Genomic DNA, 24,748 nt, shown 5'->3' with positions numbered 1-24,748 from the left:
ATACTGATTTTCCTATTTTTAGATAAAAAAAGCCCAACATTTTGTTGGGCTTTTTAATTAAATATATATCTAATTATTTAAGTTAATTGTTATTTAGGTGCCCTTTCAAGCAAAAATGCACGTAGCTGAGAAAAATCAGCAGGTAAGAAATGTGAGAGTAATTCTTTATCTGCACGCTCAGCAAGCTCTTTAGGTAATGGTAATTCACCACCTAAAATACGCTCAACACTTTCTTTAAACTTCGCCGGATGAGCGGTTCCTAAGAATAAACCATATTCACCCTCTTGAAGTTCATCACGCAATAAACGATATGCAATTGCAGCATGAGGCTCTGAAATATAGCCTTTCTTCGCGAGCTCACGCACGGTTTCTTCTGTTATTTCATCACTCACTGAGCCATGAGCAAGATCGGAAAGATCCCAACCTTTACGACGATACAATTCTTCAATACGTGGCCAGTTATTTGGTTGGCTAACATCCATTGCATTGGAAAGTGTTGCAACAGTACGGTGAGGTTCCCATTTACCGTTATCTAAATAACGAGGAACTGTGTCATTCGCATTAGTTGCCGCAATAAAACGCTTAATAGGTAATCCCATCGATTTAGCCAATAAGCCTGCGGTTAGATCACCAAAGTTACCACTTGGTACTGAAATCACTAGCTGATCATGCTTTTCAGCAGGGATTTGTGCAACTGCTTCAAAGTAATAACAAATTTGAGCAAGCAATCGGCTGATATTAATAGAGTTCGCGGAGTTCAAATACATTGTTTTCTTTAAGAACTCATCATCAAAAGCTTGTTTCACTAATGATTGGCAAGCATCAAAATCATCTTTAATAGCAACAGTGTGAATATTTTCACCTAATGTACAGAACAGTTTTTCCTGTAACGGACTAATTTTGCCTTCAGGATAAAGAATAACAACTTGTACATTTTCTAACTTATAGAAAGCATGAGCGACAGCCGCACCTGTGTCACCTGATGTTGCTGTTAAAATAGTAACAGGTTGGTTGCCAGCAACTTCTGATAACATTTGCGCCATAAAGCGGCCACCAAAATCTTTAAATGCCAGTGTCGGGCCATGGAAAAGCTCTAAACAACTCACATCATCTTCGACTTGGGTGACAGGTGCAGGAAATGCAAATGCAGTACTAATACGTTTTGCTAATACATCAGCAGGAATTTCATCACCAATAAAGGCTGTCAAAATACGGCTACTACGTGTTGCAAAATCAAGTGCTAATAATTCATCAATTTCAGCTTTAGAAAACGAAGGTAAGTCTTGTGGAAAAAAGAGCCCTTGTTGTTTACCCAAACCTTGTTTTACTGCTTGAGCAAAGCTGACTTGTTCTTGATTATCTTTCAAATTATATAATTTCATGACTTACCCTATCTGTCTTGCGCCACGCGTATCTATACGGCAGATATGTACAAAGCCTTCACTGTTTTGTACGTAGTTTTGTTTCAGCCATTCGGCCATCTCTTGTGCGATTTCTAATGAATCACTAATCGTAAAAATGGTAGGCCCTGAGCCTGAAATGCCACAAGCTAACGCACCTTTCTTCTGCGAAGCCTCTCGGGCTTTTTCAAACCCCGGAAGAAGTTGGGTTCGATAAGGCTCTGCGATCACATCTTGCATCAAACTAGCCGCTAGCCCTGATTGCTGAGTATGACAAGCATGGATAAAACCAGATAAATAACGACCGTGGTTAATGATGTCTGCTTTAGTGTATTGTTTTGGTAAAATCGCTCTAGCTTCTGCCGTAGAAACTTTAATTCCTGGATATGCCATAATCCAATACCAATCATCAAAAGTGGGTACAGACTGACAAATAGTGCCATTTTGTTCCAAAATCAGTTGTAACCCACCTAAATAACAAGGTGCAACATTATCATAGTGCACACTACCTGAAATGCGGCCTTCAAGCTCCCCCATCATCAGTAGCAATTGTCTTTCATCAAACGGCTTTTGAGCAAATTCATTAAGTGCAACCAATGCAGCAACAACAGAACAAGCACTTGATCCTAGACCAGAACCGATCGGCATATTTTTTTCAAGCGTCATTGCGACTGGAAGTTCTTTTCCTAATTTTTCACAAAATAGCTGCCAACATTGATACACAATATTTTGTTTAGGATCTGAAGGTAATTTGCTAACAAAGTGCCCTTTACTTTCAAGTGTAAATGTCGAAGCCGCGTCAACGGTGACACAATCACCCAGTAATTGCCCATCTATAGGTGAAACTGCCGCGCCAAGAACATCAAATCCGACACTCACATTGCCTATTGATGCCGGTGCATAAACTTTAACCACGCTTAAACTCCCAATTTCCATGATAAGGTACGTAACACATCTGCAAATACCCCAGCAGCAGTAACATCATTACCAGCACCATATCCACGTAATACCAATGGAATAGGTTGATAGTAGCGAGTGTAAAAGGCTAAAGCATTCTCACCATTTTTTACTTTAAATAGAGGATCATTTGCATCAACAGCCATTATCTTAACTTGGCATTTGCCTTCATTGATGATGCCGACATAACGTAATACCTTACCTACCTTTTGAGCCTCTTCGACTTTTGCATCAAATTCCACATCAACTTGAGGTAAACGGTTTAAGAAGCTTGCTACATCACCTGTGCTATCAAATGAAACGGGTAGTACAGGCTCCACATCAATATCACTTAGTTCTAATTTATAACCCGCTTCTCGCGCTAAAATAAGCAGTTTACGCGCAACATCCATACCAGAAAGATCATCACGAGGATCTGGTTCAGTAAAACCTTTATCTTTAGCTGAAAGAGTCGCTTCAGATAAGCTTTTACCTTCATCTAATTGACCAAAAATGTAAGATAATGACCCTGAAAGAATACCATTAAATTGAACTAACTCGTCGCCTGCATTTAGTAAGTTTTGTAAGTTTTCAATAACCGGTAAACCCGCACCTACGTTAGTGTCATACAAGAACTTACGGCGCGAAGCTTCTGCGGCTTGTCGAATTTGATAGTAATAATCCATCGACAGCGTATTCGCTTTTTTATTTGGTGTAACCACGTTAAAGCCATTTTGTAAGAAATTTGCGTATTGTTGCGCAATTTCTTCGTTTGATGTGCAATCCACAATCACTGGATTTAAGAAGTGATACTCTTTTTCTAAACGAATAAGCTGACTAAAGCTAAAAGGCTCTTTGGCTTCTTTTAAGGCATGTTGCCAATTATCTAAATCAATACCTTGCATATCTGTCAACATGGCTCTTGAGTTAGCAATACCACATACACGAAGATCAATATGCTTATTTTTCAACCATGCTTGTTGACGATGGATCTGCTCGATTAATGCGTTGCCTACACCACCAACACCGACAATAAAGACTTCCACTATTTGATTAGTGTTGAAAAGCATTTGATGACATAAACGTACAGCATTGGTTGCTGAATCATTGGCAATAACAGCTGAAATTGAGCGTTCTGAAGAACCTTGAGCAATAGCAACAATATTAATATTGCCACGAGTTAATGCAGAGAAAAATCGCGCTGAAATTCCTTTTAAAGTACGCATACCATCACCTACAACAGAGATGATAGCAACGTTTTCCATGATATCTAATGGGTCAAGCACACCATCTTTTAATTCTAAATAGAATTCATCTGATAATGCTTTTTGCGCTCTAATCAGTTCTTTTTGGGGGACACAAAAGCTAATGCTGTATTCAGAAGAAGATTGTGTAATCAGAACAACAGAAATACCTGCTCTCGACATAACCGAGAACACACGAGCAGCCATTCCAACCATGCCTTTCATACCTGGGCCAGACACATTGATCATCGCCATATTATTAAGGTTGGTGATCCCTTTAACTGGTGTACTATCGTCTTTTTGACCATCACCAATTAATGTACCCGGCGCGTCTGGATTGCCAGTGTTTTTTATTAAGCAAGGAATTTGAAATTGGGCGATTGGCGCAATAGTACGTGGATGAAGTACTTTTGCACCGAAGTAAGAGAGTTCCATCGCTTCTTGGTAAGACATGCCTTTTAATAGACGCGCATCAGGAACTAAACGAGGATCACAAGTATAAACACCGTCAACATCTGTCCAAATTTCACAGCACTCCGCACGTAAACAGGCCGCTAATACAGCAGCAGAGTAGTCTGAACCATTACGACCTAATACCACAAGTTCATTCTTTTCATTACCTGCAGTAAAACCTGCCATTAAAATTATATCGTCTTTTGCGATATTGAGTTCTAAGATGCGACGAGTAGACTCTGGAATATCAACGGTCGATTCTAAATAATGACCTTGTGCGAGTAAATTTTTGACAGGATCGATCACGGTGACATTATAACCACGTGCCTGTAAAACGGATCCCATAATGGCGATAGAAAGCTTTTCACCGCGACAAATCATCGCCGCATTGATGCTATCAGGACATTGACCTAATAAAGATATCCCATGAAGAATATGTTTGATCTCTGCAAATTCACGCTCAACTTTATCTTTTAAGCGCTCATAATCAAAACCAGGTTGTTTTTCTCTTAAACCTTGTAATAAGTTGGCAAAAATTTGCTCGGCTTCTCGTACTTGAGTGAGAGGATCTTCACCTTCTGCCGTTTTTTCAATCATTGCAACCAAGTAGTTAGTTATCTTGGCCGGTGCTGATAGTACAAGAGCGACTTGTCCCTGCTCTCTTTTTTTCTCAGCGATATCAGCAACATTCAGCACACGCTCTGCGTTGGCAACTGAAGTTCCTCCAAATTTTAACACTCGCATACAGCTCTCCTGATTTTTCACCCCAAAAAAAAACCCGCATTTCTCAATGCGGGCTTTTTCGATTTTCGTTTTTTATATGCGCCAGCCCGCCCCGCGATATAAGATCTCGGTGGTGGTGGTAATAATTGTCATGTTAGCTTGGCTGTAAATGCGCATAACTATCCTGTCTGTCTCAAAATTAGTTTGACTATATACTGGTTAAAGCAAAGCGAGAGAGATGTCAAACTTTTTCTCTTTTTTTACTAAAAAAACGAATTCGACTTAAATGAAATTTATTCGAATTTTACCCCTATTGTAGTATAGAAATTACTATCACAAAGGGATAAATAAAGAAAATAAGGCTACTATCTTTGAGTTATTTGGGCATTTGTACTTTTATAAGGAATAAGGTATTTTATGCTACTTTAATTTGTGTAACAAAACTGGCAAAAAAAAATAAACCCCACTATATTTAACATATATTTTTCTTTTACATTACATAAATCAAATTATATAGTTAACTATTGAAATCAAGGTTAAGCTGTTATCTTGATTTTGATATGTGTCAACAAAAGTTAGCTTTTTAGATGGTATTTAATACAACTGGTGTTATATTGCTGTTAATAGACTATGGGCGTTTTGCATTCTGATTTTAACGTCCATTATCGATTAATTTTGCAAGTTTTGTAATAACGTGATGGTTATTTATCGAATTTTCAATCTGGGTCTAGTTTTTACGTGCTAATAACAAAAATGAATAACCACACAAGCGCACACAGAAGTTAAACACAGATTTCCTTTTTCTATTTTTGGTAATTTTAGGTAGCAAATATGCAAACCCCGCACATTCTGATTGTTGAAGACGAAGTTGTTACTCGTAATACCCTGAAAAGCATATTCGAAGCTGAAGGGTATATCGTACACGAAGCCACTGATGGCAATGAAATGCACAATGTTCTATCTGATCATGATATTAATCTGGTCATTATGGATATTAACCTTCCTGGTAAAAACGGGCTGTTACTTGCTCGTGAATTACGTGAACAGGCAAGTGTTGCATTAATGTTCCTAACAGGTCGTGATAATGAAGTTGATAAAATCTTAGGCCTAGAAATTGGTGCCGATGATTACATTACTAAACCATTTAATCCTCGTGAATTAACGATTCGTGCACGTAACTTACTGTCACGTACCATGAATTTAGTTAATGGCACAGAAGAACGCCGTTTAGTTGAAAGCTATAAATTCAATGGTTGGGAGCTTGATATTAACAGTCGCTCACTAATCAGCCCTGCTGGTGAACAATATAAATTACCACGCAGCGAATTTCGTGCGATGCTACATTTCTGCGAGAACCCAGGAAAAATCCAAACTCGCGCAGAATTACTGAAGAAAATGACAGGTCGTGAACTGAAACCTCATGATCGTACTGTTGACGTAACTATCCGTCGTATTCGTAAGCATTTCGAATCAACACCTGATACACCAGAAATCATTGCAACAATTCATGGTGAAGGCTATCGCTTTTGTGGTGATTTAGACGAGTAATTTGATATCATATCAAGCACTTAACTAACAAAAAACCCCTGAATAATATTCAGGGGTTTTCTTTTATCTAAAGATGGATTAATAAAATCACAAAAGGTGAAAATTGATCTCAGCAACTATTTTGAAAAAAATATGACTTGTTTTTAAAAAAATTTTTTAACCTTATTCGTATTAATTTTATTAATCATTAATTTCTCTAGCAAATAAAAATCACTCTTTCCACGGCATAATAGGTACGGCACTAATCGCATTTTTTGGTGAACCATCAATAACTTTATCGGAGTAAGTCAAGTAAACCAAAGCGTGGCGCTGTTTATCGTAAAAACGCACAACTTGAAGCTTTTTAAATACGAGTGATGTTCTTTTCTGAAAAACAACATCGCCATTATTTTTCCCTTTAATAACCTTTTCACTTAGTTCAATAGGCCCGACTTGCTGGCAAGATATCGCCGCATCAGCAGTATCTTCAGCAAGACCTAAACTACCTGAAATGCCCCCAGTTTTTGCTCGGCTTAAATAACAAGTGACATTTTTAACTTCAGGATCATCAAATGCTTCAATCACAATTTTATGGTTAGCGCCAAAAAACTTGAATACCGTATCCACGTAGCCAATTTCTTCTGCTTTTGCCATCAAAGAAAAAGGGAGTAAGATAGACACTGCTAGCATCTTTTTGAAATTTAACATATTTACCTTGTTCCATTGAAAAGATGAGAAATAGTTCAGCCTAGAATAAAACAATCTATTACTAACTGATAGAAGAATTTGTGTACATTAGCCGATGAAAAAGACTATATTTTACGATTATCTAACAATATAACTTGTTATAGATGTTCAGGCTCTTTACCATCTACTGCAATAAATAAACGAATATGACTAAGGGAGATGTATGGATCAAACCAACATCATACGTGATTTACTCGCTTGGCTTGATAGTAATCTAGACAAGCCATTATCCCTCGATAATGTCGCAACCAAAGCGGGTTACTCCAAGTGGCATTTACAACGCATGTTTAAAGAAGTTACAGGACAAGCGATTGGTTCTTATATTCGTTCAAGGCGTCTATCCCGTGCAGCCGTTGCATTACGTTTAACGAGTCGCCCTATTTTAGACATTGCTTTGCAATATCGTTTTGATTCTCAACAGACCTTTACCCGCGCTTTTAAAAAGCAATTTGATAGAACCCCCGCACTTTATCGTCGTACAGATGAATGGTGTGCGGTAGGAATTTGTCCACCAATTACCTTAGATCCCCAAAATTTACCTAAATGGGAATTTGTAACGCTATCTGAGAAAAAATTAATTGGTATTGAGCAAACTTGTAGCCATACCCTCGAGCAATGGGCTGAAGCCTGCTCTAACATGCGTCAAACCTTCTGGCACTACTACATGAGCAAGATAAGCTCTGTTCCTCATCAAGTTTATGGACTTCACCACACACAACATAGCGATGAGCATGAAGACGAACAACGCGTGCTTTACACAACCGCCGTTGAGCCAGACTATGCAACATTCATCGATGATGATGCAGCCAATGAAGTCACTCTTGCTGGTGGTGATTATATTCGCTTTGATTTCGAGGGGGAGGCAAAACGCGGTGCAATGCAGGAATTTTTATTCCTAATTTATGGTGTCTGCTTACCTAATATGGGATTAACGCGCCGTAAAGGCTATGATGTTGAAAAATACTATCTTAAAAATGTGCGTTACAGCAATGAGATGGTGACTGAACCACAAGATCATATCGAACGTTTTGAATATTACATTCCAATTAAACGCGAAGATGTAACCGCATAAGAAAAAAGCTCTCTTTGTGATATGAAAAAGAGAGCTTTTATTTTTTAACGCTGTACTTCATCTAGTGCAATATCAGTAAGATGACTCACATCACCCGCCGTTTCAATCACCCAACCATTAGCAAGCCAAGGGCTATTTTGATAATCAACACGTGAAATTGAACAATTACGCAGTCTTAAACGGCGTTCTGCATATGCAGGTAATCCCAATACTGTGCTCAATAAGCACCCTAAAGCAATACCATGACTCACTAAGAGTGGACGGCTATTTTCGGGTAAATCAAGACATTGATTTAGTGCAGCCTGCATACGACTGGCTAATTCTGCCATTGATTCTCCTTGGGGAATTCGCCCATCGGGTGTACCATCAATCAAACTCTTGCGCCAAACCTCTTCTTGTGTCTTTAATGTTGCGATCTCTCGCTGTTCAAGAACGCCCATATTGAGTTCACGTAAACGTGGGTCAGTTATCACTTCACAGCCACAAGCTTGTGCAATGATTTCTGCCGTTTGACGAGTACGGCCAAGATCGCTTGAGATAATGTGGGTAATGCCTGCTGATTTTACTTTTTCAGCAACTTGCTGTGCTTGACGCACACCATTCGCTGTTAGCGGGCTATCAGATTGCCCTTGAATACGTCTCGCCACGTTCCATTCAGTTTCACCGTGGCGAACAAGATAGACCTGTAACATACATTTTTTCCGTTATACTGCTCTAATTTTTCAAAGGATGATTAATTCATTATGTATCATGTCATTGCAGCCACTACGAATCCAGCAAAAATCAACGCGATAAAACTCGCTTTTGAGCAAGTGTTCGGTAAAGATACCTTTGATATTGAAGATATTAATGTCGATAGTCGTGTTCCACAGCAACCTATCGGAAATACAGAAACGAGAACTGGCGCACGCCAACGTGTGATGGCAGCTCGTCAAGTTCGCCCTGAAGCTGATTTTTGGGTTGGCGTTGAAGCCGGTATTGAAGATGATATGACCTTTGCTTGGATTGTTGTCGAACATGGCCAAATTCGAGGAGAATCACGCTCAGCAAGTCTTATGTTACCCGAGCAGATCTTAAAAGGGATCCGTGAAGGTCGTGAGCTTGGCGATGAAATGGCTTTCTTAACAAAAATTGACAATATTAAACAGCGTGGCGGTGCAATTGGTTATTTTACCGATGGCTTACTCAGTCGCACCTCTGTATATCAACAAGCATTAGTGCTGGCATTAGTCCCTGTCACTCATGATATTTATAAAGAACTCAATCAAAAAGAAGATTAATAATTAATCTGATGTGTTTTTAGATAAATAAATAACAAAAAAGCCATTTAATCAAATAATTAAATGGCTTTTTATTATTCTAGTTTAGATCATAACAGCACGACTATTTTTTTGTCATTAGCTCTTTTTCAAGCCATAATTTCACATCATGTGGTGCTGTTTTTAAACTATTAGAGCCTCTAGTGATGGTGGCAATACCAACACCTAACTCTTCTTTTAACTCACGCTGACTTAAATCCCCTCGCATTAACTCTTGCACAATGCGAACTCGTGTTGCCAAAGCACTACGTTCATCAGGTGTCATTAAAAGTTGTAAAATAGGAAATTGCACATCTTGCTCAAAGGCATGTTGTAATAACTCAACAAATCTTAGCCAGTGCTCATTTTCTTCAGGTGATAATGCAGGATCTTGCATCGTGGGAACCTCTTTTGCCACACTCATTAACTAGTACATAGTATAACATACTTTGCTAATGTACAAAGAGGCACCAACGATAAATCCGCGTTATTCTCTTTTAATACCGACTATTCCACTCGTTTTCAGTCAAGACCGGCTGCTGTTCACCGGCAAAATAGCTATAGAAAACAGCAAAAGAGAGCACATTTTTGACATAACCTCGCGTTTCAGCAAAAGGAATACTTTCAACAAACGCTATCGCATCTAATTGACCATTTGCATCAGATAACCAACGATCAACACGTGCAGGCCCTGCATTATACGCAGCACTTGCTAAAATACGGTTTTGGTTAAAACGCTGATAAACAGAATCAAGGTAAGCCGTACCAATCTCAATATTTTTCACCGGATTAGTTAACTGTGCACTACTTACATATCCCGTAATACCTGCTTGTTTTACCGTAAATTCGGCTGTTTTTGGCATTACCTGCATTAAACCTGTTGCACCAGCTGAAGAGCGAGCTTGAGGGTTCCACGCACTTTCTTGACGAGCAATCGCCATCGCATAATTGCGATCTATCGATTTATCTTTTGTGTATTGCTCAAACTCATTTTTCCAAGCAAGAGGAAAACGTTCTTCTAGATGATCCCACATTTTCCCTGTGATAGTGGCCTGCACCGCTAAATCAGCCCATTTTTGCTCATACGCATAACGTGCTAATTCAGACTGTATTTGTACTGGCTGTGAAGCTACATAATTTGCCCACTCTGATCGCGCTAAGTTGTCCATCTGCCAATACATTAATTCACGAACACGCTGTATTTCTGGCTGATTAGGAATAGTTGATGAAACACTTGGTGCTTTATCTATTACCATCACATAAGGTTTACCTAATTTAGCGGCAGCAACCATTGGATAAAAACCACGATGTTGCGTTAGCGCTTCTAAAATAGCTTGAGCTTCACTGTTTTTACCTTGTGATTGCAACACCATTGCTCGCCAATAACGCCACTCTTCTTTATTTTTACTTTCAGGTGAAAGTCTTTCTAACCACAAAGTCAATTCAGTCGGTTGATTTTGGCTTAATGCTAGACGTACACGACGCTCACGTAATGTATCTGATGCGGTATCTTGAATAACACTATCACGCCATTTTACCTGCTCTGGTGTCGCATAAGGCATATATTGCCACGCCACTGTATCACGCATTAACTGACGTTCACTTGCCGTCATTTTTTGTGCATGCGCAATATTATCAATCTGTGCTCGAGCTGCATCTGCGTCTTTTCTAGCCCAACGTGAAAATGCGGATTGTATGATGGTACGAGTAAAATCCGTCGGTGAAAGCGCGGTTGCATAGCGTCCCACTAAATTTGGATAGTCTTGTAATTCAACCAAGGCATCACTAATAGTTTGATAATTTTGAGGAAGACGTCGAGCCAAGTAAGCCGCCAGCCCCGTATTACCATTTTTAATCGCTAAGTCAATTCGCTCTAACACTAATTCTGGTGTTAATTGATTCGCCTTTTGCCATTCATCAAAAAGAGGATCGCAACTTGATGGCATTGAAGTACCATTTAGCCATGCTTCTTTAGCCCCAATCCATGCTGTTTGAATATCACCTGTTGCCCACTTTGCATAATAGTAATTACATCTTGCGGCTTTAGGATTAGGTGGATTTGGACTAAAAGTCAGTAAATTTTGCCACTCTTGGCGCTTCGCTAGTTCATTCACAAACAGCGATGGAAGCGCTCTTGCTGGAGGGAGTGTTGGATATTTTTCAACAAATTCAGAAACAACCGCCGGTGCCACAATATCAAGATTATCTGTAATTTGACGATATTCTAAATAGGGATAAAGTGGGTAATCTTGCAATGTAGGCAGTAATTTTTCAACTTCATCTGTTTTTTTTAGATCCCACGCTGCTTTAATTTCTTGATAACGAGCACGTTGTTCACTTAATGAGTCAGCGTGTGCCCATGCAGAAAAACACAATGCCCCTATTGCGAATGTTAACGACCACTTTTGCTTCACCACGTTATTTCTCCCACCTCAAATAAAACCGCCAAAGAGTGAATACATTAGCTAATATGATAATCATTAACAATGTAAGTTCCCCTCTTTAACAGAAATTTTCTTCACTTTCAGAGGAAGTACGAAAGGTAGAGAAAAACCTCTCTTTTGACTAAGGTTTTCTTTTATAAATCGGGTATACTGGCGACTTTCATCATTTTCGGGTCTTTGGCAAATACTGACATTGACTTTGCTATTGTTCATTTTGGTGTCATAAACACGCGACTTAATCACAAAAAATTTGTTTTTAGCGCAAAAAGTGGCACCTTAGATAAAATCTCTTTTATAATCAAAGGGTAATTATAGTGGCTCAATACGTTTATAGTATGTTGCGTGTCGGGAAAATTGTCCCACCTAAGCGACATATCCTTAAAAACATTTCACTCAGCTTCTTCCCGGGCGCGAAAATTGGTGTGCTTGGTCTTAATGGTGCGGGTAAGTCAACATTACTACGCATCATGGCAGGTATTGATACTGATATCGAAGGTGAAGCACGTCCACAACCAGGTATTAAAATTGGTTACTTACCACAAGAACCTAAATTAAACCCGGAACATACCGTACGTGAAGCCGTTGAAGAAGCGGTTAGCGAACTGAAAGACGCATTAAACCGCCTTGATGAAGTTTATGCGGCTTATGCCGATCCTGATGCTGATTTCGATAAATTAGCAAAAGAACAAGGTCAGTTAGAAGCGATTATTCAATCTCATGATGGTCATAACCTTGAAAACCAATTAGAACGAGCGGCAGAAGCGCTACGTTTACCTGACTGGGACGCTAAAATTGAGAAACTTTCAGGGGGGGAACGTCGCCGTGTTGCTATCTGTCGTCTTCTTTTAGAAAAACCAGATATGCTGCTATTAGATGAACCAACTAACCACTTAGACGCAGAATCTGTGGCTTGGTTAGAGCGCTTCTTACACGATTATGAAGGCACTGTTGTCGCGATCACGCATGACCGTTACTTCCTTGATAACGTAGCGGGATGGATCTTAGAGCTTGACCGTGGTGAAGGTATTCCTTGGGAAGGTAACTACTCTTCATGGTTAGAGCAAAAAGACGCACGTCTTGAGCAAGAAGCAGCAACTGAAGCGGCTCGCCATAAATCTATTCAGAAAGAACTTGAGTGGATCCGTCAAAATCCTAAAGGCCGTCAAGCAAAAGGTAAGGCTCGTCTTGCTCGCTTTGAAGAACTTAATAGCGTTGATTACCAAAAACGTAATGAGACCAGTGAACTCTTTATTCCACCTGGACCACGTTTAGGGGATAAAGTGTTAGAAATTAATAATCTAACAAAATCTTATGGTGATCGCGTTCTGATTGATGATTTAAGCTTCTCTATTCCTAAAGGCGCAATTGTCGGTATTATCGGCCCTAACGGTGCAGGTAAATCAACACTATTTCGGATGATCTCTGGCCAAGAACAACCCGATTCAGGCACCTTAACACTTGGTGACACAGTTAAACTCGCATCTGTTGATCAGTTCCGCGATAGTATGGACGACAGTAAAACAGTTTGGGAAGAAGTTTCAGGTGGCCAAGATATTATGCGTATTGGCAACTTTGAAATTCCAAGCCGTGCCTACGTTGGTCGCTTTAACTTTAAAGGCGTTGACCAAGGTAAACGTGTTGGCGAACTTTCTGGTGGTGAACGTGGTCGTTTGCACCTTGCTAAACTGCTACAAGTTGGCGGTAACATGTTACTACTCGATGAACCAACCAACGACCTCGATGTTGAAACTTTACGTGCATTAGAAAATGCCCTGTTAGAGTTCCCTGGCTGTGCTATGGTTATTTCCCATGACCGTTGGTTCCTTGACCGTATTGCTACACATATCATCGATTATCAAGATGAAGGTAAAGTGGAATTCTTCGAAGGTAACTTTACCGAATATGAAGAATACAAAAAGCGTACATTAGGTAACGATGCTATTCAGCCGCGCCGCATAAAGTACAAACGAATGAGTAAATAATCGCATCGATTTACTGTATTCAATAGAAAAAAAGCAGAGATTATTCTCTGCTTTTTTCTATTTTATTAGTTTGAAATTTAATAACTAATTGTAGAACTGTAATAATTAACTCTCTTGCCTGTAATCAAAACCTAAAGGTACGGTAAACGAAATATTTCCATTGACTAAACGATAGCTTTCAGGTGCTGGAAATGGCGAAGCGCGTTTAATTGTATTTAACGCCTCTTTATCAAGAATACGATTACCTGAAGATGTTTCCACTTTCGCATCCAATAACTCACCTTTTGCATTTAACATAATAGATACTTGTGTCACGCCCGTTGCTTTAAAACGCAATGCTGTTCGTGGATAGCGTTTATAGGTATTAATATGGCTATGAACCAAACTTTCCCACCCTATTTGTCCACTCACAGAAGAGGAAGATAAACTATTAAATTGAGCACTACTGCTTGTATTAGAACCAGAAGCAGGTGCACTTGTTATATCTGATGGCGCTTCTGAGACAGGAAGATCATCAGGTACTTTTACAGCAACTGGTTTGGGCTTAACCACGGGCTTTACTTTTGGCTTTTCGGGGAGGCGTTCATAAGTACCTTGTTCAACCACTGGCATTTTTGGCAAGTCCAATACTTCTTTAATTGGTTCTGGTTCTATTTCTGCCGGCTCGGGAACAGACATAACTTTTTCAGGACCAACCGGAACATCTTTTGTTTCTGTCTGAGCTAATTGGTAAACCCCGAGATCCATTGTTATTGCCGGTGGTAAAACACCATAACGTTCATCTTTAGCTGTTATCCAGCCAATAGCGACAACAACTAGCGTTGCATGAAATAAAACACTGGCAGTTAATCCACCAATAGAAAACGACCAACGGCGTGGGAAAGTCGCCGATATACTACTCATAATTCTTGCCTCTGATTTTCTTTCTGATGAATTATAGGCATAATACAAACACAAATGATATTGCTTATTATTAATAATACAATAAAAAATTAGCTTGATAATTATCATAACTTGTTCGCTTAAGAAGCAGTAAGAGCTTATTATTTCACTCTTTTTTAAACACCAGAGATTATGGCTAGCAATAAATCATTGGCACAAAAAATTAGTTGTGCCTATCAATCAACCTATGGACAACTTGTGCGTTTTTTCCACAAACGTACGGGTAATTACCATGATGCAGATGATTTGTCTCAAGATGTATTTACACTATGGCTAAACAGAAAAGAACAAACACCCGTGCAAGAAGAGCGTGCTTTTCTGTTTAAAATAGCGAACCACGTTTTAATTGACCATTGGAGAAAAAATCAAAAACAAAAAGATCTCTATCAGGATGACTGTAAACTCGATGATGCCACTCAAAGTTATACGACAGAGATTGATCCGGGATATGTCCTTGAGCACCAACAGCGTTTAGATCTACTTAGCGAAGCAATTGAAACATTACCTCCACGCCGTCGAGAAGCATTTGTTCTTTATCGTTTTGATGGATTATCACAAAGCGAAATTGCAGAGCAAATGGATATCTCAATCAGTATGGTGGAAAAACATATTGCGGCAGCCCTATTATATTGCAAAAGATATGTCGATGCAGGACAGGAGAAATGCACGAATGATGAGTAAGCCGGAAAAGAATATACCGGAAACTAAACCTCACGTAGATGAGGATCTAGACTCACTTTTTTTAACGTCTGATGATGAATTACTCAATGGATCACCTGATGAGCAAGCAGCTCTTTGGTTTACCCGACAACACAGTCAAAGGATAACCCCAAAACAGCGCCAAGCGTTTAAAGTGTGGATAGAAAATGATGTAAACCGGCAGGCATATCAGGATATTGCAGGTATCTGGCGTCAATGCGATGCATTACCACGACCAACAATAACCACGGTTGAAAAGAAAAAACGCGCTCCTTGGCGTCCGATGATCCACACCACGGCTGCACTTTGTTTACTCACCGTTTTATATCTTCCTTATAGTCATTTACCTGCATTACTGATGGATAATATGACGCTTGCAACCAGCCATTCACCGAAAGAAATGACCTTAGCTGATGGCTCTAAAGTTTATTTAGATAGAAATACACAGGTCAGAGTGGCTTACGTGCAAGAAGAAAGACGATTATGGCTAGATAAAGGGCAAGCCTATTTCAAAGTAAAATCAAACCCGTATCGCCCTTTTTATGTTCATGCTGATACCCGATTAATTAAAGTTGTTGGCACTGAATTTGAAGTTAGTCGCTATGATAACAATCAAGTTAACGTTGCTGTCCATGAAGGGATTGTCGAAGTAAAAGCAACACCAAAATCTTCTCCAGCCTATTTATACGCAGGCTATCAAGCCACCAGCACATTAGCCAGTGACAGTTTGGTTATCTCTTCGGTCAAAATTGATTCCGTGGGAAGTTGGCGTTTTGGTCAACTGCATTTCTTTGAACGCCCATTGAATGAAGTGATAACCAAACTCAAACCTTATCTTGATATCAATGTTCAAATTTCCTCCCCGGAAATTGCCAAAATGAAAGTCTCTGGGATCGCTAACATAAACGATGCCAAAAACTTTATTACCGCAATTCCACTTATATTACCGGTTAATGTTGTTTTTACTGACAAAAATAATGCTTTAATTATCAACAAGTAAATTAAAATATGAAAAATATTCTTTTTTACAGGTGAGGATAATTCTCATTTCACCCTCTTCCTTAGTAACAACAATTATTAAGTTAGTGAATGGGATTGGTGAAATGAGAATACATAATAAAAAAAGGGCTCTTAAGAGGCCTTTGCTAGCATTACTAATAAGTACCACGATTGCTACACCTTGCGCTTACGCATCTACAGTTTCAGTCGCTTTACCAGAACAATCTTTAGCTGATTCATTAAGTGCTATTGCAAAACAAGGGCAAGTTCAAATTTTATTTGACGCAAATTCGGTTAAAAACCTACGAGCCCCCGCACTTTCAGGCCAATTTGAAACCCAAACAGCATTACAAAAGGTCTTAATCGGTAGTGGGTTAGAAATTATTCCACAAGACAGTGGATTTGTTATTCGTCCCCTTGCAACGGCTAATGCGATCGTTATTCCTGAAGTTAAAGTAACAGGTGTTGGTAGTACTTATCATCCAGCTACTGATGTGGTTTCAGCCCCACAATACATTACTTCAGAAGAGATAAAACAGCGTAATACGGGTGATGGTAACATCACTGACTTACTCAAAAGTAACCCTGCTGTTCAATTTTCCAATAATGACAGCACATCAATGAATCAGGGTGAAATTAAACCTTCACGTATTTCTATTCACGGCTCTAGTAGTTATCAAAACTCTTACAAACTTGATGGTGTCAGTTTTAACAACGACTTTGACCCCGCCAATTCAGGTAATGGTGAAACCAATACTCGTATTACTAGTGATGAACAAGGGATGTACCTTGATAGTCGCTTAATTGATAGTGTCACTGTTTACGATAACAACATTCCGGTGGAATTTGGTGGATTTACAGGCGGTAGCGTTGATGTACAGAGTCGTCGTTGGTCTGGCGAAACCCACGCTAATGCCTATTACCGTACCACTCGTTCAAGTTGGAACAATATTTTCACCGATCCAAAACTAAACTTTGATACTGCAAATAACGATTTCAGTAACCCTGCACGTTTCCAGAAAAAATACGATAAACAAAACTTTGGTGGTTGGTTTGAAACGAGCTTAACAGACAATACCGGGATTATTTTCTCAACATCACGCAGAGAATCAACTATTCCGATGATGATAAGTACCTCAGGAGGCATTATTCATAATGCTAATGGCGAGTTAGAACATTTAGAACAATCACCTCATTATAAAGATCAAACTCGTACCTCAGATAATTATTTTCTGAAATACTCTTGGAATATTTCAGAAAAACAAACATTTGATTTATCAACAAATATTGCTAGATACAAAAGTTATTTATTCTCAAGTTCAGTCTATAACTCAGGTTATGATAATGAACATAATGGCTTAAGTTTTACTGCGCTCTATAAGCACCAATTAAATCTTGGCTCATTAGAGTTAACCGCAGGTTATCAAGATTTAGAAGATAAACGTACCAATGATCAAAATTATTTCATTGCCGTTGAAGATTGGAGTGATTGGAAACACCCTCAACGTATATACAGTGGGGGGCAAGGTGATTTAAAAAGTCAGCAAAAAACTTACAGTGCCAAAAGTATTATGCGTTTTAATCCTGTCGAATGGGGAGCGGTTTCTCATCAACTAACAACAGGATTTGAGATAAATAGAACCAAAGGTTCTTATATCCGAACTTCACCTTATTATAACTATAGCTATAGAGGCTCGACTTATGATGGCGAATGGATGGGAGGATTAGCACAGACAACTCGTTACTTAGCAGGCACGCATGATGCTACCTATACCAGTTACGCTATTTATCTTGATGATAATATTCAATATAAACGTCTGACATTACGCCCAGGTATTCGTTTAGATCGTGATGATTTTGTTCAAAAAAATAATATCTCTCCACGTTTAAGCGGAACTTATGATATTTGGGGTACTGGTAATACATTACTTATTGGTGGTGTAAACCGTTATTATGGCCGATCTATGCTCACTTATTCTCTCTATGGTGCGCAAAATGCGGGTTTACAACATTGTTATATGGATTGTTCAGATAATAAATGGACTAACCGCACTGACTTTGATGGTATAGACGCTTTAAAAACGCCTTATAACGATGAATTCACCTTAGGTTTACAACAAGAAATTGCCTCAACAACATGGCGTTTGCAATACACTCATCGTAACGGTCGCGATGAAGTTCGCAGTGATACAAAATACCCAGATGCTAAAACAAAAGAATTATTGAATATACGTCAGTTTAATAATAACGGGCGCAGTTCACACGACACAGTGACGCTATCAGTTAAAAATAGCCAGCCGTGGGAATTGGCACAAGCTGATCATGTTTTCAATGCTTCAATAAGTTGGCAACAAAGCAAAACTAATACCCCTAAAGATTCAGGTTATGCCGATCTTAGACCCAATGTCCAAAATGTTAACCATAATAAAGTGTCATATGATGGTAAAATCATTGATGCCAAAGACTTACCTTCTGGCAACTTTAACTCCCCATTAAAAATCACCGCCGACCTCACCAGTGTTTGGGATGAATGGAATGTGACTTGGTTTAACCAATTGCAATGGAATAGCTGGCGCTCTCAAGCAGAAAAAACCAATAACGGTAACCCGATTCAAACCCCTGAAGATGGTTACATTTATGCCTATAAAAAACAAAACTACAGTAGCCGCTTTACTTGGAATACCAAACTAAGCTGGCAACCTGAGTTTGCTTATGGTGTAGGTGTCTCTGTTGAAGTGAATAACGTTCTTAATACTCGAAATGTTGCTGATCACTTCACTTACAAAGATAAAGAATACAAATCGTATGAACCAGGTCGTCAGTTCTGGTTACAAGTCAGCTACGACTATTAATAAATTGACGAAGTTAATGTGAGCATACAAGTCGATATACAATAAAAATATGACCAATAAGCAATGAAAACAATAAAACAATTTTTCTATTTAGTTTCACCTTTTTGGGGGCGGCGTGCCGCCCTTTACTGCTGGTTTCTATTGATTATCTCTTTGACCTTAACCCTGTCATCGGTTTGGTTTAACGTCAAAATGAATGAATGGAATGGCAGTTTTTATAATGCATTACAACAACTTGATGGACAAGCGCTGTACAAACTTCTTCAACAATTTGTCATTATTATTGCCGGATTAATTACTGTGGTGGTAATGGGTGATTTCTTACGCCAAAAAATGGTTATTCGCTGGCGAGAAGGTATGACTGAACAAGTACTGGATCGCTGGTTATCAAAAAACAGTAAACACTATATGTTAAGGCTCACTTCTCAAGAGCCTGATAACCCAGATCAGCGTATTGCAGAAGATATTCGTTTACTGATCGAATCAACAATGCGTTTAACTGTGACATTTTTACACTCGTTACTCACTCTTATCTCCTTTGCCACCATTCTTTGGTCACTGTCTGGCGCTATCTCTTTCACATTAGGTGGTAGCGAATGGACTATTCCTGGCTATATGTTCTGGGCTTGTATTATCTATACCATTATCGGGATCACCATTACGCAGTTTATTGGTTCGCCATTGCGTAAAATTAATATGGATAAACAGCGCAAAGAAGCTGATTACCGTACAGCACTCATCACCCGTAAACAACATGGTGATGCGATTGCCGGCCAACGCGGTGAAATCAGTGATCGCAACGAATTAATGAGCCGTTTTTTAGGGGTTATTCATAACTGGAATAACCTTATCCGCTACGAAAGAAATCTTGCATTCTTTACTGTGGGCTACCAACAAGCTACTGCAATGGCTCCCATTATTTTTGCCTTACCTAAATTCCTTGCAGGCGAGTTAATGCTTGGGGGATTAATGCAATTAAGACAAGCATTCTCTAGTGTTGCAGGTGCATTAAGCTGGTTTATTTTCTCATATAAAGAGATTGCTGCATGGCAAGCAACGGTGACACGTCTTTATAATTTTGTGGTGCTCTTAGAACACGACCATGAGTCTGAAGTCGCTGATTTAAATGATAAACAGACTAAATTAAAAGCTCATCTCTCTCTATTTATGCAAGATGACAACCTATTAATCCAAGAAGTTGACCTCTCTGTAAAAGCGGGTGAATTAATCGTTATCGAAGGTTGTTCTGGTTTAGGTAAATCAACATTGCTTAGAGCGTTAAGTGGACATTGGCCTTATTTCAAAGGAGAAATTCAACGTTCGCCAAATGTGTGTTGGATCCCACAACGGATGTATCTGCCTTTTGCACGTTTAGATAGTTTGCTTGCTTATCCTTGTCAGCCAAATCAATTCTCCGCTAAAGAGTATGAAGAAGCACTCCACTTAGTGGGCTTGGACAAAATAAAAAATCAACTTTCACTGGAAACGGATTGGACAACACGTCTATCAGGTGGTGAGCAACAACGCCTTATTTTTGCTCGTTTATTACTCAATAAACCGGAACTTATTTTATTAGATGAAACCACCTCTGCACTTGATGAACAAAATGCATTAAACATGTTGATGTTGCTAAAACAACATCTACCAACTGCGGGTATTGCCTTAGTCAGCCACCAGCGCTTTACACATGTGATTGCAGATAATGTGCTTTCATTAAAAGCCCCGACCGAGTCCCTTTCTCAATCTGCAGGAGATAGCGAATATGTATCGTAAGTTATTGATTGTCGCAGTCAGTCTTTCACTTTTAGGATGTACCACAGGCACCTCATCTCAAGGTGATAATAGTGTGCTATCACTACGCCCTGATGTTCGCCATTTTACGTTAGATAATGGTTTAGATGTCTACTTACTACAACGCCCACAAACGGGTGTTGAAATGCGCCTTTTAGTTAAAAGTGGATCAGTACAAGAAGATGAAAAACAGCTCGGTTTTTCACACTTTACTGAGCATATGGCGTTTAAAGGTACGACTCATTTTCCAGGAACAACAGGGTTTAAACAACTTGAAAGTCTGGGCATGAAGTTAGGTAGTCATGTCAATGCTGCAACAAGTTTAAATGCGACGACTTATAAACTGTCATTACCAAATGCAAACCCGATCCAAATTAAAACAGGGCTACAAATCTTATCAGATTGGGCATTTGAAATGACATTTGACCCTATTGAATTTGATAAAGAGCGTTCCGTTATTGTTGAAGAATGGCGTTTGCGCCAAGGTATCGGTTTTCGCATTAACCGTCAGTTAGAAGAGTTACGTTATCACGGTAGTCGTTATCTAAATCGTGATCCTATTGGCGATTTAGATATCGTTAAATATGGCGATGTGAAAGATGCAAAGCGCTATTACGATACTTGGTATCAACCAGAAAGAATGGCATTAGTACTGGTTGGTAACTTTAATCAAGGCGATGCTATTGCCGATATTAAGCAACTGTTTAATGCTAAAAACAGCGAGAATAAAGGGATTGACGATCCATCTTGGCACAATTTTATCGATCACAATGATCTACTTGTTAAAACGATTTTCGACAAAGAGCAAGGTTCGCGTATTTTACAGTTCACCTTACAACGGACTTTGCCTGCCCCTTTAAATAGTCGCCAAGGTCAATATGAAGATTTAATGGATTCATTATGGCTGTCAATTTTAAATCAACGTTTCTCCACTATCGTTGATAATGGCTTAATTGTATCTATTAGCGCCAATGCTCAAGGTGCAATGTTAGATGCTCGTCGTTCACAACAATTGATGATTGCACATCCTAAAGGCAATGATTACCAAGGCGCATTAGATATCTTATTTACAGAAGTTCAGCGTCTAGCCTCTGTACCCGTTACTCAAGAAGAGTTAGATAATGCTCGTAACGCGTTGTTAAAACGTCTAAGTCAACAAGCTGCGAGTGAAGAACGTTACGAACACGATTATTTAGCCAACCAAATTACGACAGCCATTGAATTGGATATGCCAATTCAAACTAAAAAACAGGCGCTAAATTTAAGCTATCAATTAATCAATAAAGTGACCCCTGAAACATTATCCGCTTATTTTGCCCAATATCTCAAACAATCATCGCCACGAGTTGCTGTGATTGGTCCTGATAATGACGCTAATCTGTTTAATGCAACTAAAGTCGCACAACGTTGGCACGAAATTAGGCAATCAAACCCGGGGCCATTTACGCTAAAAACTCAAGATGTTGTGTTAGATATTAAACCTGAACTCACAGGTTCCGTTGTTTCAACGCAATCACTGCCGATTGAAAAAACACAAGAGTGGACATTAAGCAATAACGTAAAAGTGATTGTGAAAAATGACAATTATCTCAAAGATAATATTCAAGTTTCACTGCGTATTCCAGGAGGCTCTTCACTTGAGACAAATCAAAGCTTAGGCATGGTGCTATGGGCATTAAAATTACCTGAATTCAGTGGATATGGTCATTATAATGCACGTGAATTGGCGTTATTTAGCAAGCAACACAAAATAAGTTTACGCCCTTATAGCGAATTATTATTCCATGGTTTTCGTGGCGAAGCACCAATTGATGAATTAGAAACCTTACTCACATTAATGCATCTAAAAATAACGTCTCCACAGTTTAATGGCGAAAAGTTAGAACAACAAAAGCAAGCCATGGCATTAGGTATCTCAAAAACACCTGTTGAACGTACTTTCTTAGATAATATCAATAAAGAAAGCTACCAAAATGGCGATCGTTTAGTGGTTTCACCTCAAGGTGCTTGGAAACAATTTACTGCCCAACAATTGCAACAAACAAACCAAATGATTTTAGGGCAACCTGCTGATATGACGTTAGTTATCAGTGGACCTGTCAATCTAAATCAAGTTAAACCTCTTGTTGAACGCTGGATAGCGAGTTTACCAACGCGTTCAGAGCAACGCCTATTTTGGGCAGATCCCGCTATTAATCCGAAGCTTATTTCGTTTAACAAAACATATCCTATTGCAAGTAGTGATAAAAGCATGGTTAGCATTCAATATGCAGCACCTGCTCAATGGTCACAGCAACAAGTATTAGCGCTAAATTTACTCGATACCGTGATCAGCCAACGACTAAGACTCAACCTACGTGAAAGAGCTGGTGGTATTTATTCACTTAGTTTCTCTGAAGTATTAACGAAAATGCCTACAAGCTACTATACTGGTCGTTTAAACTTTACGGCATCGCCTGAGCGCGCAGATGAATTAATTACGCTTGCTCGTAAAGTCGTGAATGACGTTAAACAGTCAGGCATTACGGATCAAGAGTTACAAGAAGCTAAAAATATCTGGCTAACTGAATATTCACAGATAACTGACAGTGCAAGCTATTGGACAGATGCTCTTGCACAAGTTGCAACCGATGACCAACAGTATCAGCGTTTACTCACTTATCCCGCCATTATAAAAACATTAAATATTAATGATATAAACCAAGTCGCTCAGCAATGGTTAGGTGAGAATGAAAAGATCTTTAAATTAACTCCCGCCAATAAAAAATAAGTCTTAATCGTTACAAAGAGAACGCCCAGTTCAAATTAACAAACTGGGCGTTTATTCATCTATTTTAATCAAGTTATAACGATAACATTCAAACTTATTGATTATTAAATTTATTAATCTTTTTTGACAGCAAAACGCCCACTACCTAAAAACATAACAGCAATCGCGGCAAATAGATAAAAGCCCGCACTTTCTGGTGCCCATCCCCCAGTTTTAGGGTTTAATGCAAATAGATCACCAGAGTGAACCATCAAAACAGCAACCAACATTGTACCGGCTAAAACAAATGCTGAGACACGAGTAAATAAACCAATAATCAGTAGGATAGGAGCAACCACTTCCCCAATAATGGTACCGTAAGCAATAAAGGCTGGTAGATTAAAGTTAGCTAACATGCCCTGAATACCCGCTAATCCTCCTGGTTCCATTTTATGAAGTCCATGTAATAACATTAAAACACCAAGAGAAACACGTAATACCAATTTACCTAAGTCAGAACAGTCAACAAGTTGATTAAATTTATTAATCATAACGTCTCCGAATTCAAAATAGTGATGTGTGTTTTTAATACGTATTAATAGGTACACTACATTATATGATGAAATATTATGAATGAGTGTGATTTTTATTATCACTATTTGTACTCATAAACTCATCACTTAGCGAAAAACGCCGTAAACCCTCGCCCAATGCGGGCGGGGATATAAGGCGAAAAGCCCGCAGGGCTTTAAAGATCAATCAAACGTTGACTGACTCTGAACGTAGGCTCTGAGCGTTTCAATCGTTGCCCCTCCGGTGCTACAGACAAAGTACGATCTCGACCACAAAAGCCCCGTTTTACTTTGCATCCGTAAATGTGTGTTTTGCTG

Annotated in this window: 20 protein-coding genes; 9 read left to right on the top strand and 11 right to left on the bottom strand. The window is 39.1% G+C overall.

What is annotated here, in order from left to right; genetic code table 11:
- Positions 1 to 89 precede the first annotated feature (89 nt).
- From thrC to thrA, 3 genes are read right to left on the bottom strand one after another with little or no spacing between them, the layout of a single operon-like run.
- The gene (thrC, locus tag QSH13_RS14570) at positions 90 to 1,382 is read right to left on the bottom strand and encodes a threonine synthase (RefSeq protein WP_196544663.1); all 1,293 of its coding nucleotides are present in this window, start codon (positions 1,380 to 1,382) and stop codon (positions 90 to 92) included.
- A gap of 3 nt (positions 1,383 to 1,385) precedes the next feature.
- Positions 1,386 to 2,315 (bottom strand): homoserine kinase, encoded by a 930-nt coding sequence (gene thrB / locus QSH13_RS14565; RefSeq protein WP_491005529.1) that lies wholly within the window; start codon positions 2,313 to 2,315, stop codon positions 1,386 to 1,388.
- Between the two features lie 2 nt (positions 2,316 to 2,317).
- Complete coding sequence (gene thrA, locus QSH13_RS14560) at positions 2,318 to 4,777, bottom strand: bifunctional aspartate kinase/homoserine dehydrogenase I (RefSeq protein ID WP_109397094.1); 2,460 nt, start codon at positions 4,775 to 4,777, stop codon at positions 2,318 to 2,320.
- Between the two features lie 810 nt (positions 4,778 to 5,587).
- Between thrA and arcA the strand changes: the two genes are divergently transcribed.
- Positions 5,588 to 6,304 (top strand): two-component system response regulator ArcA, encoded by a 717-nt coding sequence (gene arcA, locus QSH13_RS14555; protein ID WP_006535263.1) that lies wholly within the window; start codon positions 5,588 to 5,590, stop codon positions 6,302 to 6,304.
- Positions 6,305 to 6,514: 210 nt separating this feature from the next.
- Here the strand turns inward: arcA and creA are convergent, their stop codons facing one another.
- Entirely contained in the window at positions 6,515 to 6,973 is a 459-nt protein-coding gene (gene creA / locus QSH13_RS14550; protein ID WP_171455359.1) for a protein CreA, read from the bottom strand.
- Positions 6,974 to 7,193: 220 nt separating this feature from the next.
- Between creA and robA the strand changes: the two genes are divergently transcribed.
- Positions 7,194 to 8,102, top strand: coding sequence for an MDR efflux pump AcrAB transcriptional activator RobA (gene robA, locus QSH13_RS14545; RefSeq protein WP_109397093.1), 909 nt, complete (start codon positions 7,194 to 7,196; stop codon positions 8,100 to 8,102).
- Positions 8,103 to 8,146: 44 nt separating this feature from the next.
- On the opposite strand, the gene gpmB is transcribed toward robA, so the two are convergent.
- A complete protein-coding gene (gpmB, locus tag QSH13_RS14540) occupies positions 8,147 to 8,794 on the bottom strand; it encodes a 2,3-diphosphoglycerate-dependent phosphoglycerate mutase GpmB (RefSeq protein WP_109397092.1) in 648 nt (215 codons plus the stop codon).
- Between the two features lie 51 nt (positions 8,795 to 8,845).
- Between gpmB and yjjX the strand changes: the two genes are divergently transcribed.
- On the top strand, positions 8,846 to 9,382 hold the full coding sequence (gene yjjX, locus QSH13_RS14535; protein ID WP_023580954.1) for an inosine/xanthosine triphosphatase: 537 nt from the start codon (positions 8,846 to 8,848) through the stop codon (positions 9,380 to 9,382).
- A 103-nt stretch (positions 9,383 to 9,485) separates the two neighbouring features.
- Here the strand turns inward: yjjX and trpR are convergent, their stop codons facing one another.
- The 3 genes from trpR to QSH13_RS14520 form a co-directional block, all read right to left on the bottom strand.
- Positions 9,486 to 9,797, bottom strand: coding sequence for a trp operon repressor (trpR, locus tag QSH13_RS14530; protein WP_036911763.1), 312 nt, complete (start codon positions 9,795 to 9,797; stop codon positions 9,486 to 9,488).
- Between the two features lie 100 nt (positions 9,798 to 9,897).
- Positions 9,898 to 11,817, bottom strand: coding sequence for a murein transglycosylase (gene sltY / locus QSH13_RS14525; protein ID WP_286039314.1), 1,920 nt, complete (start codon positions 11,815 to 11,817; stop codon positions 9,898 to 9,900).
- Between the two features lie 63 nt (positions 11,818 to 11,880).
- Positions 11,881 to 12,057, bottom strand: coding sequence for a hypothetical protein (locus QSH13_RS14520; protein ID WP_162556443.1), 177 nt, complete (start codon positions 12,055 to 12,057; stop codon positions 11,881 to 11,883).
- Between the two features lie 101 nt (positions 12,058 to 12,158).
- Here QSH13_RS14520 and ettA point away from each other — a divergent pair, with 101 nt between their 5' ends.
- Positions 12,159 to 13,826 (top strand): energy-dependent translational throttle protein EttA, encoded by a 1,668-nt coding sequence (gene ettA / locus QSH13_RS14515; protein ID WP_109397090.1) that lies wholly within the window; start codon positions 12,159 to 12,161, stop codon positions 13,824 to 13,826.
- Between the two features lie 105 nt (positions 13,827 to 13,931).
- On the opposite strand, the gene QSH13_RS14510 is transcribed toward ettA, so the two are convergent.
- The gene (locus tag QSH13_RS14510; RefSeq protein ID WP_109397089.1) at positions 13,932 to 14,729 is read right to left on the bottom strand and encodes an energy transducer TonB; all 798 of its coding nucleotides are present in this window, start codon (positions 14,727 to 14,729) and stop codon (positions 13,932 to 13,934) included.
- A 171-nt stretch (positions 14,730 to 14,900) separates the two neighbouring features.
- Between QSH13_RS14510 and QSH13_RS14505 the strand changes: the two genes are divergently transcribed.
- The 5 genes from QSH13_RS14505 (at position 14,901) to QSH13_RS14485 (ending at position 23,879) form a co-directional block, all read left to right on the top strand.
- A complete protein-coding gene (locus QSH13_RS14505; protein ID WP_109397088.1) occupies positions 14,901 to 15,449 on the top strand; it encodes an RNA polymerase sigma factor in 549 nt (182 codons plus the stop codon).
- On the top strand, positions 15,439 to 16,467 hold the full coding sequence (locus tag QSH13_RS14500; RefSeq protein ID WP_286039313.1) for a FecR family protein: 1,029 nt from the start codon (positions 15,439 to 15,441) through the stop codon (positions 16,465 to 16,467). The genes QSH13_RS14505 and QSH13_RS14500 overlap by 11 nt, the downstream gene beginning before the upstream one ends.
- A gap of 103 nt (positions 16,468 to 16,570) precedes the next feature.
- The gene (locus QSH13_RS14495; protein ID WP_235376108.1) at positions 16,571 to 19,318 is read left to right on the top strand and encodes a TonB-dependent receptor; all 2,748 of its coding nucleotides are present in this window, start codon (positions 16,571 to 16,573) and stop codon (positions 19,316 to 19,318) included.
- Between the two features lie 63 nt (positions 19,319 to 19,381).
- On the top strand, positions 19,382 to 21,091 hold the full coding sequence (locus QSH13_RS14490) for an ABC transporter ATP-binding protein/permease (protein WP_109406842.1): 1,710 nt from the start codon (positions 19,382 to 19,384) through the stop codon (positions 21,089 to 21,091).
- A complete protein-coding gene (locus tag QSH13_RS14485; RefSeq protein WP_286039312.1) occupies positions 21,081 to 23,879 on the top strand; it encodes a M16 family metallopeptidase in 2,799 nt (932 codons plus the stop codon). The genes QSH13_RS14490 and QSH13_RS14485 overlap by 11 nt, the downstream gene beginning before the upstream one ends.
- Positions 23,880 to 23,992: 113 nt before the next feature.
- Here QSH13_RS14485 and QSH13_RS14480 read toward each other — a convergent pair whose 3' ends face one another.
- A complete protein-coding gene (locus QSH13_RS14480) occupies positions 23,993 to 24,409 on the bottom strand; it encodes a DoxX family protein (RefSeq protein ID WP_109397084.1) in 417 nt (138 codons plus the stop codon).
- Between the two features lie 204 nt (positions 24,410 to 24,613).
- Positions 24,614 to 24,748 (bottom strand): transposase (locus QSH13_RS14475; protein WP_286039474.1); only part of this gene is annotated, 135 nt, incomplete at its 5' end.

The organism is Proteus faecis, assembly GCF_030286765.1.
Lineage (GTDB): Bacteria > Pseudomonadota > Gammaproteobacteria > Enterobacterales > Enterobacteriaceae > Proteus > Proteus faecis.
This window is presented reverse-complemented; position numbering and strand designations above follow the sequence as displayed.

Excerpts from the sequence above, each read along its gene's own strand:
- thrC (WP_196544663.1), bottom strand. The coding sequence starts at position 1,382 with ATGAAATTATATAATTTGAAAGATAATCAAGAACAAGTCAGCTTTGCT.
- thrA (WP_109397094.1), bottom strand. The coding sequence starts at position 4,777 with ATGCGAGTGTTAAAATTTGGAGGAACTTCAGTTGCCAACGCAGAGCGT.
- arcA (WP_006535263.1), top strand. The coding sequence starts at position 5,588 with ATGCAAACCCCGCACATTCTGATTGTTGAAGACGAAGTTGTTACTCGT.
- creA (WP_171455359.1), bottom strand. The coding sequence starts at position 6,973 with ATGCTAGCAGTGTCTATCTTACTCCCTTTTTCTTTGATGGCAAAAGCA.
- robA (WP_109397093.1), top strand. The coding sequence starts at position 7,194 with ATGGATCAAACCAACATCATACGTGATTTACTCGCTTGGCTTGATAGT.
- gpmB (WP_109397092.1), bottom strand. The coding sequence starts at position 8,794 with ATGTTACAGGTCTATCTTGTTCGCCACGGTGAAACTGAATGGAACGTG.
- yjjX (WP_023580954.1), top strand. The coding sequence starts at position 8,846 with ATGTATCATGTCATTGCAGCCACTACGAATCCAGCAAAAATCAACGCG.
- trpR (WP_036911763.1), bottom strand. The coding sequence starts at position 9,797 with ATGCAAGATCCTGCATTATCACCTGAAGAAAATGAGCACTGGCTAAGA.
- QSH13_RS14520 (WP_162556443.1), bottom strand. The coding sequence starts at position 12,057 with ATGAACAATAGCAAAGTCAATGTCAGTATTTGCCAAAGACCCGAAAAT.
- QSH13_RS14510 (WP_109397089.1), bottom strand. The coding sequence starts at position 14,729 with ATGAGTAGTATATCGGCGACTTTCCCACGCCGTTGGTCGTTTTCTATT.
- QSH13_RS14505 (WP_109397088.1), top strand. The coding sequence starts at position 14,901 with ATGGCTAGCAATAAATCATTGGCACAAAAAATTAGTTGTGCCTATCAA.
- QSH13_RS14500 (WP_286039313.1), top strand. The coding sequence starts at position 15,439 with ATGATGAGTAAGCCGGAAAAGAATATACCGGAAACTAAACCTCACGTA.
- QSH13_RS14495 (WP_235376108.1), top strand. The coding sequence starts at position 16,571 with ATGAGAATACATAATAAAAAAAGGGCTCTTAAGAGGCCTTTGCTAGCA.
- QSH13_RS14490 (WP_109406842.1), top strand. The coding sequence starts at position 19,382 with ATGAAAACAATAAAACAATTTTTCTATTTAGTTTCACCTTTTTGGGGG.
- QSH13_RS14485 (WP_286039312.1), top strand. The coding sequence starts at position 21,081 with ATGTATCGTAAGTTATTGATTGTCGCAGTCAGTCTTTCACTTTTAGGA.
- QSH13_RS14480 (WP_109397084.1), bottom strand. The coding sequence starts at position 24,409 with ATGATTAATAAATTTAATCAACTTGTTGACTGTTCTGACTTAGGTAAA.